Genomic DNA, 18,795 nt, shown 5'->3' on the forward strand with positions numbered 1-18,795 from the left:
CGATCAACCCACCAAGGAGACACCCCAATGCCAAGCGTCCCGAGCAAATCGCTCGAGATCTTCCCCAATCCGCAACCGGAGCGCGACTACACCATCCGCATCCGGGTGCCCGAGTTCACTTGCCTGTGCCCCAAGACCGGCCAGCCCGATTTCGCCGAGCTGACCCTGGAGTACATCGCCGAGCAACACTGCGTCGAGCTCAAATCGCTCAAGACCTATGTCTGGTCCTACCGCGACGAGGGCGCCTTCCACGAGGCGGTCACCAACCGCATCCTGGACGATCTGGTTCAGGCCACTCAGCCTCGCTTCATGCGTCTGACGGCGGACTTCAACGTGCGTGGCGGCATCTACACCACGGTCGTCGCCGAGCATCGCGCCAGCGGCTGGCAGGCGCCGACACCCGTGTCGCTACCCTGATCGCCCCCTAAGGAATCGTCCAACGACAGATTCCCGACTTTCGTAGGTGCGAATTCATTCGCACCTACACCGTCTCACCCCGCACCAACCATCTCCATCGACTTCGGACAGTCCGTCCGCTCCTCGCGGAACCTGAGTTCCGCCGGATAGGGAAAGACATCCTCCAGATGACCGGCACGGATGTGCTCCTGGCGCTCGCGCCACCAGGCCGGATCGAGCAGTTCGCTGTGCAGCTCAAGGAAGACCTTGCGAATACGCGGGTCCGTGAGCAGAAAGGTCTCGAACTCCTCCGGAAAGACGTCGTTCGGTCCCGGCGTGTACCAGGGTTCGTCGCTCATTTCCATCTCCGGATAGGGCGCCTCCGGGATATCGCGGAAGTTGCACTCGGTCAGATAGCAGAGCTCGTCGTAGTCGTAGAAGACGACACGACCGCGACGGGTCACGCCGAAGTTCTTGAACAGAAAATCGCCCGGGAAGATATTGGCTGCGGCGAGCTGCTTGATGGCATCCCCGTATTCGCGGATGGCGTGACGAACGTCCTCGTCGTCGGCACCGTGCAGATAGAGGTTGAGCGGCGACATGCGCCGTTCGATGTAAAGATGCTTGATGATGAGCTGATCGCCGATCAGCTCGATACTTCCGGCACACTCGCTCTCCAGCAGGTCGCGCAGATCGGGCGAGAAGCGCTCGAGCGGAAAGGCGACGTGCGAGTACTCCCAGGAGTCGGCCATGCGCCCGACGCGGTCGTGCATCTTCACCAACTGATACTTCTCCTTCACGCCCTCCGGAGTCATGTCCTTGGGCGGCGGGAAGCGGTCCTTGATCACCTTGAAGACGAAGGGAAACGAAGGCTGGGTGAAGACGCACATCACCATGCCGCGGATGCCGGGCGCCACCACGAAATCGTCGGACGAATAGCGCAGGTGCTTGAGGAAGTCGCGATAGAACTCGGCCTTGCCGAACTTCTGCAGACCGATGGCGGTATAGAGCTCGGCCTTGCCCTTGCGCGGCATCAGGGGGCGCAGGAAGTCCACGACGGCCGCCGGCGCCTCGGTGTCGACCATGAAATAGGCGCGCGAGAAGCTGAAGACGTCCGAGATCTCATCCGACCCGGTGAGTAGGCTGTCGATATAGAGCCCGTTGCGCTCATCGTTGAGGATGGGAATGGCGAACGGGAGCTGGTCGGCGCCATTGATGGCCTTGCCGATGATGTAGGCGCCCTTGTTGCGGTAGAAGGGCGAACAGAGCACCGCAAGCTGGAAATTCTGATGGATGGCGCGATTGGTCGGGAAGCGCGTGCGGATGGCGAGCAGCAGACAGCGGATGTCGCATCTCAGATCGCGGAAGGGTCGCTTGAAGCCCATGTCGCGCAGGATGCGGAAGATGACCCGGGTGAATCCGTCGCGCGCCGGATAATAGGGCCGAAAGATGGGGACCTGGGCCTCCAGATGCTCGGTCGAGATCAGGGGCCAGACGAAGATATAGCTGTTGTTGTAATAGTGCCGGTCGAACAGACGACAGAAGACCGAGTTGTAGAAGGTCTCGGCCAGCTCGGGCTGATTGAGCTGGGGCAGCAGACGCAGATACTCGACCTTGATCCGGCGCCACAGGATGTCGCCCGGATCGCGCAGATGAAACTCGCGCCGCAGCAGGGCCACCGTCTCGCCGACCCGCGTGTCGTAGAAGCCGATGCGCTCGCGCGCTGCACGCTGAACCGCCGGCCAGTCGGCGACCTCGAACCGGGCCTGCGCGCCTTCGCTGATTTCTCGAAACAATCGATAGTGACGCTCAAATCCTTCGAGGATGGCCTCGGCGATGAGCTTGGCTTCGGTCCAGGCCATGTCTCTCCTTCAACGCTCGAATGGGGTGACGTCAGTCGAGCAGCGGTTGTTCGGCGACCAGGATACCGTCTTCGTCGCAATAGACCTGATCGCCCGGCGCGAAACGCACACCGGCGAAGGTCACCGGGATGTCGCGCTGACCCTCGCCTCGACGCTGACTCTTGCGCGGATTGGTGGCGAGCGCCTTGACGCCGAGCGGCATGCCGGCGATCTCAGCGCTGTCGCGCACGCAGCCGAAGAGGATGACACCCGCCCAACCCTGCTCCACGGCGCTGGCGGCGATGAGGTCGCCGAGCATCGCACAGCGCAGCGATCCGCCGGCATCCACGACCAGAACCCGACCCTCGCCGGGCTCGGCCAGGGTCGATTTAACGAACGAATTGTCCTCGAAGCATTTGACCGTGACGATCGGGCCGCAGAAGCGGACCCGGCCGCCGAAATCGCGAAAAATGGGTTCGCAGACACGGAGCGACTCGCCGTGGCTGTCGTAGAGATCGGCCGTCTTGAAGTCCATCGCACCCTCGCTGACTCTCACTGATTCCAACTCCGGGTAGGGCGCAATAGGCCGCCGTCCATTGACGGCGGCATCACTCGACCACCGGTGACGTGCTTCATGATCTGCGCCGCCCGAACGTTTGAGGCGACCGTATTGCGCCGGATGCGGGACGGCGGTGAGTTCGATCGAAACCTCACCGCCCTCCCCATCATGCGGCGCAATACGCTGTCGCTATTGCGCCCTACTCTGGGTCAGAACTGCTCTTCCTCGGTCGAGCCGGTCAGCGCGGTGACGGAGGAGGCGCCACCCTGAATCACGGTGGTGATGTCGTCGAAGTAGCCGGCGCCCACCTCTTGCTGGTGCGAAACGAAGGTGTAGCCTTTCTCGCGCGCGGCGAACTCTGGACCCTGCACCTTCTCGACATAGTGACGCATGCCCTCGCCACGGGCGTAGTCGTAGGCGAGATCGAACATGTTGAACCACATGTTATGGATGCCGGCCAAGGTGATGAACTGATACTTGTAACCCATGTCGGCCAGCTCGTCCTGGAAGCGGGCGATGGTGGCATCGTCCAGATTCTTCTTCCAGTTGAAGGACGGGGAGCAGTTGTAGGCCAACAGCTTGTTGGGGTTCTTTTCGAGCACCGCCTGGGCGAACTCGCGGGCGAAACCGAGGTCCGGGGTGCCGGTCTCGCACCAGACCAGATCGGCATAGGGGGCGTAGGCGACACCACGACTGATGGCCTGCTCCAGGCCGTTCTTGACACGGTAGAAGCCCTCATCGGAGCGGGTACCGATCACGAAGGGACGGTCGTTGTCGTCCACATCGCTGGTCAACAGGGTCGCGGCCTCGGCATCGGTCCGCGCCAGCAGCAGGGTCGGCACGCCCATGACATCGGACGCCAGACGCGCCGCGATCAGCTTCTGAACCGCCTCGCGGGTCGGCACCAGCACCTTGCCGCCCATGTGTCCGCACTTCTTGACGGCGGCGAGCTGGTCTTCGAAATGAACGCCGGCCGCGCCGGCCGCGATCATGTTCTTCATCAGCTCGAAGGCGTTGAGCACACCGCCGAAACCGGCCTCGGCATCCGCCACGATCGGCAGGAAATAGTCGACGAAGCCGTCCTCGCCGGGCTCGATCCCCTTGGCCCACTGGATCTCGTCGGCGCGCTTGAAGCTGTTGTTGATACGCCGCACCATGGTGGGCACCGAGTCGTAGGCGTAGAGCGACTGGTCCGGATACATGGTTTCCGAGGTGTTACCATCGGCGGCCACCTGCCAACCGGAAAGGTAGATGGCCTCGATACCGGCCTTGGCTTGCTGCATCGCCTGACCGCCAGTGATGGCGCCCATACAGTTGACGTAGCCCTTCTTGGCCCCGCCGTGGATCAATGTCCAGAGTTTCTCGGCGCCGCGCTTGGCGTAGGTGTGTTCCGGCTGAACCGATCCGCGCAGACGCACGACGTCCGCAGCGGAATAGCCGCGAGTCACGTCAGTCCAACGAGGATTCTCTGCCCAGTCCTGCTCGATAGCGTTGATCTGATCTTGGCGGGTCATCTGCAATGCTCCTTGGATAGTCGTTGTGGGCCGCTCGATACACACTTTCAGATCTCCTAGACGCGAGTCTCAGTGGTGATATCCGAAAGCAAAGCGACCTTTTGTTTGACCAACATACTTGGTCTTAGACTAAAAACCTACCGGGACGTTTAGCATTTGACGAGTCAATTATCCTAATTTCTTTTATTGGAATTGATAATTTTCAATGAACCCTTATAAGACACATGGTCTTCACCAAATCCCAAAAGCACGCGCATTCGCACACAGCCGTCAGGAGCGCGCATGAACGCCAACCCGGAGACCCTGCGACGCGAACTGATGGCGCACGGCCTATCCCACTCAGAGCTCGACGCCGACCCGATCCGCCAGTTCCAGAGCTGGTACGAACTCGCCATCGGCACGGATCTGCCCGAACCCAACGCGATGAGCCTCTGCACCGTCGGCCCCGGCGAACAACCCTCGGTGCGCACCGTTCTGCTCAAGCTCTACGACGCGCGCGGCTTCGTGTTCTTCACCAACTACGAGAGCCGCAAGTCGCGCGAAATCGGACAGAACCCCAAGGTCGCCCTGCTCTTCCCCTGGGTCGCACTCGCCCGTCAGGTTCATATCACCGGACGCGCCGAACGCATCTCCAGCGCAGAGTCGCTCGCCTATTTCGTCACCCGTGCGCGCGGCAGCCAGATCGGGGCCTGGTCCTCGCCACAAAGCCAGGTGATCACATCGCGCTCCTTCCTCGAATCAAAGGTCGCCGAGATCACGCGCAAATTCTCCCAAGGAGAGGTACCGCTTCCGGATTTCTGGGGTGGATACCGGGTGGTCCCCGAGTCGATCGAGTTCTGGCAGGGACGCGACAGCCGACTGCACGACCGCTTCGTCTATCGTCGATCAGATGAGGGAGATTGGAGGATCGAACGTCTGGCGCCTTGAGCCGGTTGGGGTTCGCCCAGTCTCTCGACACGACACTCCCAGTGTCGAATTCGTAGCCCGGATGAAGCGAGCGCGGAATCCGGGAGCGGGGTCCATCGAGACGCCGAACATGGACGCCACGCGCCACTCAACGCCAGGCCCAACGGCTACCCCAAAAATCCTCTTTCGATCCGATGCCGCCCGGCGTGCTTGGCGGCATAGAGCGCCCGGTCGGCCGCCTCGACGAGATCGCGCGGACTCGGATGGATGTCCGTCCCCGCCGTCACCACACCCATGCTGAGCGTCACCCAGTCGGCCACGCCGCTGGCGACGTGGGGAATGGCCAAGGCATCCACAACCCGACTCAGCTCCTCGGCGAGATGCCAAACCTGTTCCTCGTCCGTATAGGGCAACAGGACCATGAACTCCTCGCCGCCGTAACGGGCGATGAAATCCCCGGAGCGCTGCAGCATCCCCGAAAGTGTCGTGGCGAGGCGCCGCAGACAGTCGTCGCCCGCGCCGTGACCATAGGTGTCATTGAACTGCTTGAAATGATCCACGTCGAGATAGATGAGCGAGAGCGGACGCCCCGAGCGCTGCGCACGGTTCAGCTCGCTCTCCAGCATCTGATCGAAGCGGCGCCGGTTGCCGACCTCGGTCAGCGCGTCGACGAAGGCGTAGGACTCCAGCAGCTCGTACTTGTGCTTCAGGTCCAGATGCAGCTTCACCCGCGCCTTGACCATGGGCGGATGGAAGGGCTTGGTGATGTAGTCGACCGCCCCGGCGGCGAATCCCCGCGTGGAGTCCATCACCTCGGAGACGGCGGTGACGAACACCACGGGGATCGACCGGGTCGCCTCGCTTTTCTTCAGGAGGGCGCACAACTCGTAGCCGTCCATCTCGGGCATGAGGATGTCGAGCAGGATGATGTCCGGCGGACTCTCGGCATGGGCGAGCTTGAGCGCGCGCTCCGGCTTGGTAGCGGCGCTGACGCGAAACTCATCGCGAAAGACCTCCATCAAGAGATCGATATTCTCCTTGGTGTCGTCGACGATGAGAATCCTGGGTCGGTCATCCCGTTCGGTCAAGGTCCAACTCCTCGGCTAGCCTATGCAGCGTTTCGATGGCGGCATCGATGTCGAAGTCCTCGATCCGATCCAGGATCGACTGAAGCCGCTCCGAGCCAAACCTGCGCTCCAACGGGGCGCGCAACCGATCCAGACGGTCGCGCGCCAGGGCCAGATCCTCGTCGAGCAGGCGGGTCAGCTCGACGAGCGCATCCTTGAGCACGTCGCCACCCATCTCGGCCTCGGCACTGGACGCAACGGGCTCGCGCACGGGCTCGCCGGGCAGGGCGCTCAATCCATCGAGGACCTCGCTCAAGGCGACGGCCAAGGCCCGCCAGGAATCGGAGTCGGCATCGCAGCGACCCGAAGCGATTCGCTGTTCGACGACCTGAGCGGCCTCATAGAGTGCGACCGCACCGATGTTTCCCGCAACGCCCTTGATCGAATGAATCCGACGACGAGCCTCTTCGAGCCGGCCGGCCGACAGATCCTCGCGAGTTTGGACCAGCGTCTCGCCCCACGCCGGGCCAAAGCCGCGTAGCAACTTCAGATAGAGCGCCGAGTTCTTGTTGGCGCGCGCCAGCCCCATGGCGACATCGATCCCCGGCAGACGCAGCCCTGCGAGCCTCACATCGGGAGCCAGTTCGACATCCGACGTCTTGTCCGAAACGCCGGGCGAAGCCCGACCGCTCGGGTCGACCCAACGCGCCAGCGCGGCGAAGAGTCGATCCGGGTCGATCGGCTTGGCGACATAATCATTCATGCCGGCATTCAAACAGCGTTCAAGGTCGCCCTTCAAGGCATGGGCGGTCATGGCGATGATCGGCAGACCGGCCTTCTCCGGATTGGCTCGGATGCGGCGGGTCGCCTCCAGGCCGTCCATCACCGGCATCTGCAGATCCATCAGGATGACGTCGTAGCGTGCCGGATCGGCCTGGGCGACCGCCTGCAAACCGTTCTCGGCCGTCTCGACCTCGAAGCCCGCCGAGGTCAGCCACTCGATCGCCACCAGACGATTCATCTCGATGTCCTCGACCAGCAGCACTCGGCGCCCGGTGAAGTCCGGCACCTCGGTGTCGGTCTGGATGCCGCGCTGGAGCGGCGCGCCGGTAACGGCCGCGTCCTGATGGCCGAACAGCCCCATGATGGTATCGAACAGGAAGGATTGATTGACCGGTTTGTTGAGAAAGGCGTCGAGGATCGAGCGCTCCGCCGGCTGCATCAGATCCTCGCGCGCATAGGCCGACACCATGCAGACCACCGGGGTCTTGTCGAGCTTGAGATCGGCACGCAGACGGCGGGTGGTCTCCAGCCCGTTCATTCCGGGCATTTTCCAGTCCATGAGGACGAGGTCGAACGCATGCGCCGGATCCGACATGAGCGCCAGCGCCTCCTCGCCGGAGGCTGCGGCCTGGGCCGACATCTGAAAGGATTCGAGCTGTCCGACCAGGATCTCGCGCGATGTGGCATTGTCATCCACGACCAGCACCTTGAGACCGCGCAAATCGAGCGGGGTGGTCGGCATGCGCTGCTGGCGCTCGGGCTGACGGCCGAGCCTCAGGGTCGCGGTAAAGGTGCTGCCCTCGCCCAGCCGGCTTGCGACCGACAGGTCGCCGCCCATCAGTCGACTCAGATCGCGCGCGATCGCCAGCCCGAGTCCCGTGCCTCCGTGGCGCCGGGTGATGGTCTGATCGGCTTGAGAGAAGGACTCGAAGATCGCGCTCAGCCGATCCTCGGGGATCCCGGCACCCGTATCGCGCACCTGGATACGCAACATCGTCTGTTCTGGCGCAAGATCTGGCGGCGGCGGATCGACCAGATCGACCGAGACCATCACCTCGCCCCGGTCGGTGAACTTGATGGCGTTCGAGGTCAGGTTGATGAGGATCTGTCCGATTCGGATCGGATCCCCAATCAGGGCGCGCGGCACCTGGGCGTCTGCCGAGACGATCAGCTCGATCTCCTTCTCGTGGGCGCCGTAGGCGAACATCTCGGTCAGATTCGCCAGCACCTCGTCGAGCGAGAAGGGGGCGCTCTCCAGCTCCAGCCGTCCCGCCTCGATCTTGGAGAAGTCGAGGATATCGTTGATCACCGAGAGCAACGACTTGGCCGCGATGCGCGCCTTGCTCAAATAGTCGCGCTGACGCTGATCCAGCTCGGTGCGCAGCACCAGATCGGTCAGCCCCATGACGGCATTGAGCGGGGTGCGGATCTCGTGGCTCATGTTGGCGAGGAACCCGCTCTTGGCCTCGCTGGCGAGCCGCGCAGCCTCGCGCTCGGTCTCCGCCTGCTGGCGCTGGCGGCGATCGGTGTGATCCGACACCATGCCCTCCAGCATCGGCGGCCCGTCCGCCCGCTCGACCAGCCGCAACGAGATTCCGGCCCAGAAGCTGGATCCGTCGATCCTGCGCAGCTCGACCTCGAAACCAGTCACGCCGCCTCGCTCACGGACCTCGGTCAGCAGACGCTCGCGGTCCTCGGAACGGGCGTAGAACCGCTCGCCCAGATCGCCCACCTCGGCCAGCTCCAGCGACAGCGTCCGATCGCCAAGCATGCGCCGTAGCGCGGGATTCACGGTGACCACCTCGCCGTCCAGGGTGGTCTGGAAGATGCCCTCGGCCGCATACTCGAAGATACCGCGATAGCGGGCGGCGCTTTCCTCGATTCGGACCCGGCTCTCCATCAGCCGCTCGGCCATGCGGTCGAAGGCCCGCGCCAGGGTACCGATCTCGTCGTTGCGCGCACTGTTCAGCCGCACGCTCAGATCGCCGGCGGCAATACGCTCGGCACCATCGGTCAACTTCGCGATCGGGCGCGCCAGCACACGCCCCATCCACCAGCCGGTCAGCAGAATCAACGGCAGAGTGGAAAGAAAGACGCCCATGGTGAGCCAGATCAGACTGCGCCCGTAGGAGCGCACCACCTCGGCTGAAATATCCGCGCCGAAGACCCCGACCCGCGTGCCGTCGGAAGCGCGGATAGGGGCATAGGCCGAGAGCCAGGTTCCCCAGGGATCGGTATAGAACTCGGTCTCCACCAGCGGGGCGTCGAGGGTCGCGAAATTGGCGCGGAGCAGGTCGCTGGCATCCGTATAGAGCCCGCCGAACGGAACCGCCCGCTCCGGGTCGTCCTCGGCATCGACAGCGAAATGAATGCCGCCGCTCGCATCCGCGCGCATACTGTACACATCGTCCAGATCGGGGACACTGGCGAGAATGGACTGGAAGGTCGTCTGCAGGCGCAGGTAAGGTTCGCTTTCGGCTCCCGCAGCGAAGGACAGACGGCGATGCAGATCGCCGTCCAGATTGGCGGCGCCCACCCCGACGATGTTCGCCAGCCGCAACCGCAGGGCGGACAGGGCATAGTCGCTCTCCACCCGATAGACGGCGGCCGAGATAACAGCCGCGACCACCAAGGCGACTGCGAAGAAGGCCAGCGAGAATTTCCCTTGAAGGCCGAGCCGGCGAAACCTCTCAGCTGGAAGCGACATGAAACTCAAGATAAGCCATCGAGCAACGACAAAAGCACAGAATACACCCAATCCCTCACCCAGTGCCTGGCGGCCAAACCGCTATCGGGTGGAGAATACACTGGGCGGTATCGCTTCTCGCCTGCGCATGCCAGAGAGATGAGGCGAGACAACCCATACCAGCCCCACATCAGCCGATGAGCCCGTGCCAACACCCGGAGTCTGTCCTGCTCGCTGCGGCAGATTTCGTCTCGGCCAAGGTCAGCGATTCCTTCGTCGCGGATCTGGTCGCGCATGCCGCGCGCACCCTTGGACTGGACCACGTGCATATCGCTTGTCTCGACGCCAGCGGTGAACGGATCGAGGTCCGCGCCGCCTGGCACGATGGCGAGCCGGTCGACGCCTGGACCTACGACATCGCGGATTCGGCCGGCGGCGCGGTGCTGCGCCAAGGTCGCCATCAGATCGAATCCGGGGCGCGAACCGCTCACCCTCGCGACCGCGACCTTCAGCGGCTGGCGGCCGAAGGCTACATCGGCGCGGCCATCCCCGGGACCCACGGACGCGCCGCCGGCCTGATCGCCGGCATCAGCCATGCACCGCTGATCCGCTCCGATCCAGCACTGTCGGCACTGCGGATCCTCGCGGCCCATGCAGGGAACGTCTTCGCCGTCTCCGCCGCTCACGAACGACTGCGCCAGAAACAGGAGACGCTCCGGCACACGCTCGACCGGGCCGAGCGTCAGATCCGCGAGAGCGAGCTCCATTTCCGCCTGCTGGCCGATTCGGGCCAGGCCCTCGTGTGGACGAACGGAACCGACAAAGGCTGCGACTACGTCAATAAGGTCTGGCTCGATTTCACCGGACGCACGCTCGAACAGGAATACGGCGACGGCTGGGCCGAGAGCATCCATCCGGATGACCGGCAACGCTGTATGGATATCTACCTGACCGCCTTCGATCGGCGCGAACGTTTCAGCATGCAATACCGGCTGCGCCGTCACGACGGCGAGTACCGCTGGATCCAGGACGACGGCTGTCCGCGCTATGACGAACATGGCGCGTTCATCGGCTACATCGGCCATTGCCTGGACATCACGGCGGCACGTCAGAGCCAGGAGGCGCTGGTCCGCAAGGAGCGCTACCAGCAGGCCCTGCTCGACAACTTCCCGTTCGCGGTCTGGCTGAAGGACACCGAGCGCCGCTTCCTCGCGGTGAATCAGGCGTTCGCCGACGCGGTCGGCGCCACGAGCACGGACGCGCTGATCGGAAGGACCGAGGATGAGACGGTCATCTGGCCGACGGGAACCTCGGATCAGCCCATCAGCGATCGCGAGGTGATGGACAGACGGCACAAGCTCCATGCCGAACATGAGATCCTCGGCTCAAACGGCCCGGCCTGGATGGAGATCTACAAGGCCCCCGTGGCCGACGCCAACGGCGACCTGCTCGGCACCGTCGGCTTTGCGCGCGATATCAGCGACCGCAAGCAAGCCGAGCAGGCGGTGGTCAAGCAACGTGAGCGCATGAGGCTCATTCTAGACAACGCGCCGGTCGGCATCTGGCTACAACGCCCGTCCGGTCGCATGGAGTTCGTCAACCGCACCTTCTGCGAGGCGATCGGGATTCCGGAGGAGACATTCCTCGCGCGGGCTCATTACAGCGAGCTCATACCCAAGGAATTCATCAAGCAGTGCCAAGAGTCGGACGCGCGCGCGATGGCCGAGCCAGGCACCGTCGTCACCCATGAGCGCCAGCGCTTTGCGGACGGCGAGATCCACGACCTGCGCGTGTTCAAGATCGCCAAACGCGACGAACAGGGCGAACCCGAGGCGCTGGTCGGCATCTGTCTGGACATCACCGACGAGTTGCGCAACGAGCAGGCGCTGCGCAAGAGCGAGGCCAAGTTCCACACCATGCTGGACTGGAGCCACGACTGGGAATATTGGATCCTGCCCGACGGGCACTTCTGTTACATGACGCCCTCCGCCGAACGCCTCACCGGGTATCCGGTCGAGGCGTTCGAGAAGGATCCTGGACTGCTCGACGCCATCATCCATCCCGAGGACCGCGCCGCCTGGGATCGCCACATCCAGCAAGCGCTGGCGACGACAGCGGACACGCAGATCTGCGAGCTGGAATTCCGCGTCCAGAGAAAGGGCGGCGGTTATTTCTGGGCCACCCACCGCTGCCGCCCAGTCCGAGATGCCGCCGGAAACGACCATGGCCGGCGCGTTACCGTGCGCGACATCAGCGCGCGCAAGGAGGCCGAGGAGCAGATCCGCAACCTCGCCTATTTCGATTTCCTGACCGGACTGCCCAACCGACGCCTGCTGCTCGACCGGCTCGGACACGCGCTCATCGCCAGTCGCCGCAGCCGTCATTACGGCGCCTTGCTGATGATCGATCTCGACCACTTCAAGACGCTCAACGATACCCAGGGACACGATGAGGGGGACCGTTTGCTGGTCGAGGTCGCGCACCGGATTCGGCAGACCTTGCGCGCGGAAGACACGGCCTCGCGTCTGGGCGGCGACGAATACGTGCTACTGCTGGAGGGACTGGGCAAGGAGGAGGAATCGGCCGCCAACAGGGCGGAAGAGATCGCGGAAAAGATCCGCCACAGACTCAATGCCCCCTATACCATCAGCGGGGACGATCAGACGTATTACTGCTCGTGCAGCATCGGACTGACCCTCTTCAGCGGCGAGGAAGGGCACACGGTCGAGGTGCTGCTCAAACAGGCCGACGTCGCGCTCTACCAGGCCAAGGACGCCGGGCGCAACACCACCCGCTTTTTCAGCCCGGCGATGCAGATGGCCATCGAGTCGCGAATGGCGCTGGAGGCGGCGTTGCGTCAGGCACTGCCGCGCGACGAACTGCGACTCCACTACCAGCCTCAGTTCGATCAGAACGGCCGCTGCATCGGGGCCGAAGCACTCCTGCGGTGGCAGCGACCGGATCTGGGACTGATCTCTCCGATACAGTTCATCCCGCTGGCCGAGGAGACCGGCCTGATCCTTCCGATCGGACGTTGGGTGGTCGACACCGCCGGCGCGCAACTCAAGGCGTGGGAGGCACAGCCGGCGACCCGCTCGCTGCAACTCGCGATCAACGTCAGCGCCCGCCAGTTCCACCAGCCCGATTTCGTGGCCCAGGTCAGGGACAGTCTCGAACGTTCAGGCGCCAATCCGGCACGTCTCAAGCTGGAACTGACCGAGAGCGTGGTCCTGGAAAACGCCGATCTGGTGATCGAGCGCATGCAGGAATTGCGCGCGTTGGGCGTCGGCTTTTCCATGGACGATTTCGGAACCGGCTACTCATCGCTCTCCTATCTCAAGCGTCTCCCGCTCGACCAGCTCAAGATCGACAAATCCTTCGTGCGCGACATCACCACGGATCCCAACGACGCCGCCATCGTGCGAGCGATCCTGGCCATGAGCCATTCGCTCGGATTGCAGGTCCTCGCCGAGGGGGTGGAGACCGAGGAACAGCAGATCTTTCTGCGCGAGAACGGCTGCGACGCCTTCCAGGGATATCTCTTCGGCAGGCCGATTCCGATCGGCAAGTGGCCGCTCGATCCAAACCAGTCCGCCTTCGTCCAGACAATCGCCTCGGAAGACCGACTCCGATCGGCGAGTGGCGTCGTCAGCCGACCCTGAACGCCCGAACCGGGCGAAGGCGGCCGTCCGCCCACGACCCGACGGACCCGCGTCGCCGAACAGACTCGGCGACGCATCGCCCGGAATCGGACTCAGAACCTCGGGATCGGCGCTCAGAGCCCCATGCAGTTGGCGTAATAGGTCACGGTCGCGGGCCAGTCGGAGAAGATGCCATCGATACCGACGTCCCAGGTGAGCACGTCGAGCAGTTTGTAGGTATCGCCGTCGTTGTCGATGGCGTCGGTGATCGACTGATAGTAGTAGCCGCCCCCGTCCTTGAGCAGACCGGAGCGTTCGAGGGTCCAGGTGATGATATCCAGTCCGGCCGCCTTGGCCTGCTGGGCATAGATCGAGGGCACGATGTTCGTATCGGCGTCGAGCGTGACCAGCATCCAGGTCGGCGGGGCGATGATATTGACCCCCATGTCGGCCAATTGCTGCATGCTCGGCGACCAGGTCGAGGGCTTGGAGGTGTCGAAGGCGGGATCCGAGTCGCGCCCGTCGAGATAGACCGCCTGCCGCCCGAACGCGGGATCCGCCTTCAGCCAGTAGAGCACGTCGTCCAGGTTGAACGACTGGGCGAAGACCCGCTCGGGACGCACCCCCAGACTCTTGTACTCGTCGATCATCTGCTGGGCATAGGCCTGCTGCGTATAGCCGCCCTGGAAAGGCATGGTCACGCTGGGTTCTTTCAACTCGGGGGTGAACTTGGCGCCGAGCGAGGCAATCAGCTCGATGCTCTCCCGATGGGTCATGACCGTGCCGCAGGTCGCATAGAGATCGGTACGGAAATTGGGCGTACCGCCCATGTAGGCCTCGGCCGTGAGCGCGTTGGGATCGCTGGCGTCCATCTTGCCGCACAGCGACTTGAACTCGTCCAGGGTGATATCGCTGGTGCAGCAGACTGCGGACGCGGCCTTGGTGCGCTCGCCGTTGGCGTCGAACTCGGCCGGGGTGAAGGGCTGGGTGCATTTCGCCGCCAGCTCGGGATGGGCCAGAATGTCGGTCGTGGTCTGCAGATCGCACTGGGAGTGACGGCAGACCAGCTGACGATCCTTGGTGAAGGTCACGTCGCACTCGATGATGCCGGCACCCATACGGGCGGCGGCGACATAGGACTCGCGCGTGTGCTCCGGGAACTGAAGGGCCGCGCCGCGATGACCGATCGAGAAATCGCTCTTGGTCATCGACATGTCGCGGCAGGAATCGAGGGTGGACTTCAGCCAGCCATGTTCCATGTCGTCGATCAGATAGAACGGCCGAGGCCCAATCTGGACGTCGGCGAGCAGCGTCGGCGCGACCAGGAGGGCGCCAAGTCCAAGGATCCTGCTTATCGTGCGCATTGCGGGCTCCGTTATAACGAGTGAGGACAAACGAGAAAAGCCGAGTCCGCAACGATATAGCGCCTCAATGACACCCGTATGCCGCTTGTGTGACGATCGCGACCACCGTGCCGCGCGGGCTAAGCACGCGGCGAGACCGATGATTCGGCGGGGCGGAGCCATTTGAGCAGGACGGCATAGAGACGCTCGGGCTCGAACGGTTTGCCGATATGGTCGTTCATACCCGCCGCCAGACATTCAAACCGATCCTCGTCGAAGGCATTGGCAGTCATCGCCAGGATGGGAAGATCGCGCGCTCCAGGCAGCGCCCGGATACGGCGGGTCGCCTCGAATCCGCCCATGACGGGCATCTGCACGTCCATGAGGACGAGCGCGTATCCGCCCCTCCCTACCCGCTCGACCGCCTTGACCCCGTTATCCACCACGTCCACCTCCAGCCCCGTGTCCCGCAGCAACTCGACCGCGACCATCCGGTTCACAGGATCGTCCTCGGCGAGCAGGATGCGTCGGCCACGATGTGCCTCGACGAGTAGACGCCGGTCGGACTCCGCGTGTGCGTGCTCTGCCGCAAGCGGTGCACCGGCGGAGGAACATCCGAAACGGGCCGTCATCCAAAAGGTGCTGCCGACCCCTAGCCTGCTCTCGACGCCAACCTCGCCCCCCATGAGATTGGCCAAACGCTTGACGATCACCAGCCCCAATCCGGTTCCGCCATAGCGTCGGGTGGTCGATTCGTCCGCCTGGGTGAAGGCGGTAAAGAGGCGCTCGCACTGATCGGGCGAGAGGCCGATCCCCTGATCCTCGACCGAGATCCGCAGCAGCACCGAGTCGAAAGCTTCCTCGACGAGCGCGCCCCTGACCCAAATGGTTCCCCGTTCGGAGAACTTGATGGCATTGCCCACGAAGTTGAGCAGCACCTGACCGAGTCGCAGCGAATCCCCGACCAGGATGTCGGGCACATCGGGGGCGATCTCCTTGACCAGGATCAGCCCCTTCTCCCGGGCGCGCTCGTCGAGCAAACCGAGCGCCTGGTCGAAGGTTCGAGCGATCGAGAATGCCCGCAGCTCCAACGTGAGACCTCCGGCCTCGATCTTGGAGAGATCCAAGAGGTCGTCGATGATGCGCAGCAGATGCGCCGCCGCCTCGCCGGACGTGCTCAGCAACTCGCGCGCCTTGGGGTCGGTCGCGTCCCTCAACAGCAGATGGTTGAGTCCCATGATGGCGTTCATGGGCGTGCGGATCTCATGGCTCATATTGGCCAAAAAGGCGCTCTTCGCACGATTGGCCGCATTGGCAGCATCGCGCGCCTCGATCAGTTCATGGGTGCGTGATTCGACCAGGGTTTCCAGATGAGAGCGGTATTGCTCCAGCTCCGCCTCGGCCTCCTTGAGCGAGCTGATATCGAAGAAGGTCACGACGACCTGGGCCAATCGGCCCTGCTCGTCCAGGATCGGGTGGGCCTCGCACTGGACCCAGATCGCAGAGGGGTCCCCCTCGTTCGGTCTTCCGATGATGAGCCCCTGCTGCGCCTGACCGGTAGCCAGCACACGATTGACCGGATACTCGGGAGGTGAAAGACGGCGTCCGCGCTCGTCAAACAGATGCCAAAGCCGCTCTTCGACGCAACAACCGATCAGCTGATCCGCGTCGATCCCCATGAGACGAGCTGCCATCGGATTGGCGAATCGGATGCGCCCATCAGGTCCGTGCACCACGACGCCTCCATGCAGCGTCTCGATGAGTCCGCGATAGTTGCGCTCGCTCTCGCGCAACGCGGCCTGGGACTCGAAGCGCTCGATGGCGTCGGCCACGGTATTGGCCACCGTGCGAAGCATCTCCAGCATGGCATGCACATCGGGACGCGACCGGAAATCCGCCAGGGACAGCGCACCGAAACAGCACCCGCCCATCACCAGCGGAACGCAGACGAAGGTGCTCACCTCCAGCTGTCTCAACGCATCGCAGCGGTATTCGGGACGACGGTCGGCATCCAGCACCACTAGGGGTTCGCCGGTACGCACGACCAGACCGGAGAGCGTGTCGTCGAGCGGAACCCGCAGGCCCGCAAGCGCCTCCGGCAGCCCCGTCGAACCCGTGAAGAGCATCTCTGCGCGCTCGGCGTCGTAGCGCTCCAGCACCACGATCGGGAATCCGAGACGGGACGCAAGCAGCGAGGGTAGCACCGCCCGGAAAGCATCGAGCGAATCGGAGGAGACGGCGAGCCGCGCCACGGCGCCGAGGGTCTCGCGCGATAGATCGGCGGCGACCTGCTCGCCGATATCGCGTAGGGTCAGGAGGTATCCGTAGCCCTCCAGCGACAGCAGCGTCACCGTGACGCTGAGCCAGGTGACCGAGGCATCGGTGTGCAGCAGACCGATCTCGGCCTGATACTCGCCATCCGGGGACTGGCGGGCGCGCGCGCAAGGAATCTCGTCGAACGGCATAGGGGTGCCGTCGCGGCGAACGATCCAACCCGAACGGGACTCGATCTCATGCTGCAGGTTGGCCCCGATGGGCAGACCGATCAGACGCTCGGCGACCGAATTCTGCTCCAGGATCGCGTTCTCCGCATCGGTGACCAAGACCCCGAGGGACAGGCTTGCAAACAGGGTTCGATACTTGGTCAGAACGACGTCGCGCGACAGCTCGGCGTGTTTGCGCTCGGTGATGTCGATCATGGAGCCGCGATAGAGGCTGACGCTTCCCGTGGAATCGCGGATCGCCGAGGCATTGATGGAGACCCAGAGTTCAGAGCCATCGCGCCTGCGGCCCCGCGCCTCGAACCCCTCGGCCTTCCCGCGCGTTTCGAGCAGAGCGCTCAAGCGCGCTCGGTCCGCCGAATCCGCGTATACCTGCCGACCGATGTCCTCGACCTCCGCTCGGAGCTGTGCGGGGCTGCCGAACCCAAGGATCCGGGCGAAGGCGCTATTGACGTCCAGATAATGCCCCTCGGGAGAGGATTGGTAGATGCCCACCAACGAGGTCTCGAAGATTTCGCGATACTTGCGCTCGGCCTCGCGCAGCGCCCTTTCGGTCCACTCGTGCGCCGCCAGCTCGCCGCTCAAGCGCCGCGTTTGATTGCGCGAGCGCGCCAACGCCAACGTCAAGGCGACGAGCAACAGGGTGACGACCGTCCCGAAGAACGCGATCGAGAGCACACGCGGATCCGTCCACGCCTGGCGTTCACCCCCGTGCCAGGCGAACAGCAGGGTCCAGCGATAGGCATTGAAGTCGAGCGACATACGCTCGGCCCTGGGCGGAAATCGCTCGCCCGGATGCGTATCGTAGAGCAGCCGAGTCTCGGAGATCGGATCTCCATCGTAGATGGCGAACCGAACTGGATGCCCCTGCTCCGGCACATGCACCGCCGGAATGCCCTGCATCAGGTCGCCCGGCCGAAACGCGCAAAAGACCCAGCCAATCAGCGCGCGCCGACGCTCATCCACACCGTCCAGCGGAGTACCCAAGCGGTAGACCGGAACGAACATGAGCGAGCCGGCACCCGAAACCCGGCCGATCCGGCTGGCGACCACAGCCAAATCCTCATCGCGCGAGACCTCCATGGCGGCACGCCAGGCCGGGTCGGAGAAGAGATCGCGACCGAGGGGTTGAGGATCGCGGCCGGAGAAGGACATCCGATAAAGGATGGGGGCATGTAGCTCGCCCCCTGCTCGCGCGCCCTCCTCGGCGGCGCGCCCCGACGAAACCAGACGCGCGAAGCCGATGCCCTGGATGCCGGCCGCCCCCGGATGGGAGCGATCGATCTGGACGTAGGCCTGCCAACGCTCGCGCGACACATTGTCCGTGCCGGACAGGAAAGCGGCCGTGCCACGCAGGAGCTGGGCGTGATCCTGCAAACGCTCCCGGATCAAGACCGCCAACTCATCGCCGAATTGGGCGAGGGCATGGCGATGCAGCGTCATCACATCCGACCACGCGTAGAAGGTCGCAAACGCGGTGACGCAGGACCCGAAAACCAGGATCAGCCAAATCCTCCAGTGAGGATACGACAGGAAGCCGATTCTGCTCATCACATCC

The 18,795-nt window shown here is 63.8% G+C and carries 10 protein-coding genes; 3 read left to right on the plus strand and 7 right to left on the minus strand.

Annotated features, from left to right (window positions below):
- The first annotated feature begins 27 nt into the window (after nucleotides 1-27).
- On the plus strand, nucleotides 28-417 hold the full coding sequence (gene queF, locus ACFSJC_RS17885; protein ID WP_386028550.1) for a preQ(1) synthase: 390 nt from the start codon (nucleotides 28-30) through the stop codon (nucleotides 415-417).
- A gap of 74 nt (nucleotides 418-491) precedes the next feature.
- Here the strand turns inward: queF and aceK are convergent, their stop codons facing one another.
- The 3 genes from aceK to aceA all read right to left on the minus strand — a co-directional run bounded on the left by aceK (nucleotide 492) and on the right by aceA (nucleotide 4,310).
- Nucleotides 492-2,258, minus strand: coding sequence for a bifunctional isocitrate dehydrogenase kinase/phosphatase (aceK, locus tag ACFSJC_RS17890; RefSeq protein WP_386028551.1), 1,767 nt, complete (start codon nucleotides 2,256-2,258; stop codon nucleotides 492-494).
- A 31-nt stretch (nucleotides 2,259-2,289) separates the two neighbouring features.
- Nucleotides 2,290-2,772 (minus strand): ribonuclease E activity regulator RraA, encoded by a 483-nt coding sequence (gene rraA, locus ACFSJC_RS17895; protein ID WP_386028587.1) that lies wholly within the window; start codon nucleotides 2,770-2,772, stop codon nucleotides 2,290-2,292.
- Nucleotides 2,773-3,005: 233 nt separating this feature from the next.
- Nucleotides 3,006-4,310: an isocitrate lyase gene (gene aceA / locus ACFSJC_RS17900; protein ID WP_386028552.1), complete on the minus strand. Its 1,305-nt coding sequence runs from the start codon at nucleotides 4,308-4,310 to the stop codon at nucleotides 3,006-3,008.
- A 282-nt stretch (nucleotides 4,311-4,592) separates the two neighbouring features.
- On the opposite strand from aceA, the gene pdxH reads away from it, so the two are divergent.
- Nucleotides 4,593-5,237 carry a pyridoxamine 5'-phosphate oxidase gene (pdxH, locus tag ACFSJC_RS17905; RefSeq protein WP_386028553.1) on the plus strand — a complete coding sequence of 215 codons (645 nt, stop codon included), beginning with the start codon at nucleotides 4,593-4,595 and terminating at the stop codon, nucleotides 5,235-5,237.
- Nucleotides 5,238-5,383: 146 nt separating this feature from the next.
- Here the strand turns inward: pdxH and ACFSJC_RS17910 are convergent, their stop codons facing one another.
- Together ACFSJC_RS17910 and ACFSJC_RS17915 are read right to left on the minus strand one after the other, a co-directional pair.
- Complete coding sequence (locus ACFSJC_RS17910) at nucleotides 5,384-6,304, minus strand: diguanylate cyclase domain-containing protein (protein ID WP_386028554.1); 921 nt, start codon at nucleotides 6,302-6,304, stop codon at nucleotides 5,384-5,386.
- Nucleotides 6,288-9,773 (minus strand): response regulator, encoded by a 3,486-nt coding sequence (locus ACFSJC_RS17915; RefSeq protein WP_386028555.1) that lies wholly within the window; start codon nucleotides 9,771-9,773, stop codon nucleotides 6,288-6,290. Before ACFSJC_RS17915 ends, ACFSJC_RS17910 begins: the two co-directional genes overlap by 17 nt.
- 176 nt (nucleotides 9,774-9,949) lie before the next feature.
- Here ACFSJC_RS17915 and ACFSJC_RS17920 point away from each other — a divergent pair, with 176 nt between their 5' ends.
- Nucleotides 9,950-13,414: an EAL domain-containing protein gene (locus ACFSJC_RS17920; RefSeq protein WP_386028556.1), complete on the plus strand. Its 3,465-nt coding sequence runs from the start codon at nucleotides 9,950-9,952 to the stop codon at nucleotides 13,412-13,414.
- Between the two features lie 113 nt (nucleotides 13,415-13,527).
- Here ACFSJC_RS17920 and ACFSJC_RS17925 read toward each other — a convergent pair whose 3' ends face one another.
- The gene (locus ACFSJC_RS17925) at nucleotides 13,528-14,757 is read right to left on the minus strand and encodes a glycerophosphodiester phosphodiesterase family protein (RefSeq protein WP_386028557.1); all 1,230 of its coding nucleotides are present in this window, start codon (nucleotides 14,755-14,757) and stop codon (nucleotides 13,528-13,530) included.
- 119 nt (nucleotides 14,758-14,876) lie between these two features.
- Nucleotides 14,877-18,788, minus strand: a complete 3,912-nt coding sequence (locus ACFSJC_RS17930; protein ID WP_386028558.1) for a PAS domain S-box protein — start codon at nucleotides 18,786-18,788, stop codon at nucleotides 14,877-14,879.
- Nucleotides 18,789-18,795: the final 7 nt, after the last annotated feature.

This window comes from Thiorhodococcus fuscus (assembly GCF_042682685.1).
Lineage (GTDB): Bacteria > Pseudomonadota > Gammaproteobacteria > Chromatiales > Chromatiaceae > Imhoffiella > Imhoffiella fuscus.

Coding starts and splice junctions, on each gene's coding strand:
- queF (WP_386028550.1), top strand. CDS start 28: ATGCCAAGCGTCCCGAGCAAATCGCTCGAGATCTTCCCCAATCCGCAA.
- aceK (WP_386028551.1), bottom strand. CDS start 2,258: ATGGCCTGGACCGAAGCCAAGCTCATCGCCGAGGCCATCCTCGAAGGA.
- rraA (WP_386028587.1), bottom strand. CDS start 2,772: ATGGACTTCAAGACGGCCGATCTCTACGACAGCCACGGCGAGTCGCTC.
- aceA (WP_386028552.1), bottom strand. CDS start 4,310: ATGACCCGCCAAGATCAGATCAACGCTATCGAGCAGGACTGGGCAGAG.
- pdxH (WP_386028553.1), top strand. CDS start 4,593: ATGAACGCCAACCCGGAGACCCTGCGACGCGAACTGATGGCGCACGGC.
- ACFSJC_RS17915 (WP_386028555.1), bottom strand. CDS start 9,773: ATGTCGCTTCCAGCTGAGAGGTTTCGCCGGCTCGGCCTTCAAGGGAAA.
- ACFSJC_RS17920 (WP_386028556.1), top strand. CDS start 9,950: ATGAGCCCGTGCCAACACCCGGAGTCTGTCCTGCTCGCTGCGGCAGAT.
- ACFSJC_RS17925 (WP_386028557.1), bottom strand. CDS start 14,757: ATGCGCACGATAAGCAGGATCCTTGGACTTGGCGCCCTCCTGGTCGCG.
- ACFSJC_RS17930 (WP_386028558.1), bottom strand. CDS start 18,788: ATGAGCAGAATCGGCTTCCTGTCGTATCCTCACTGGAGGATTTGGCTG.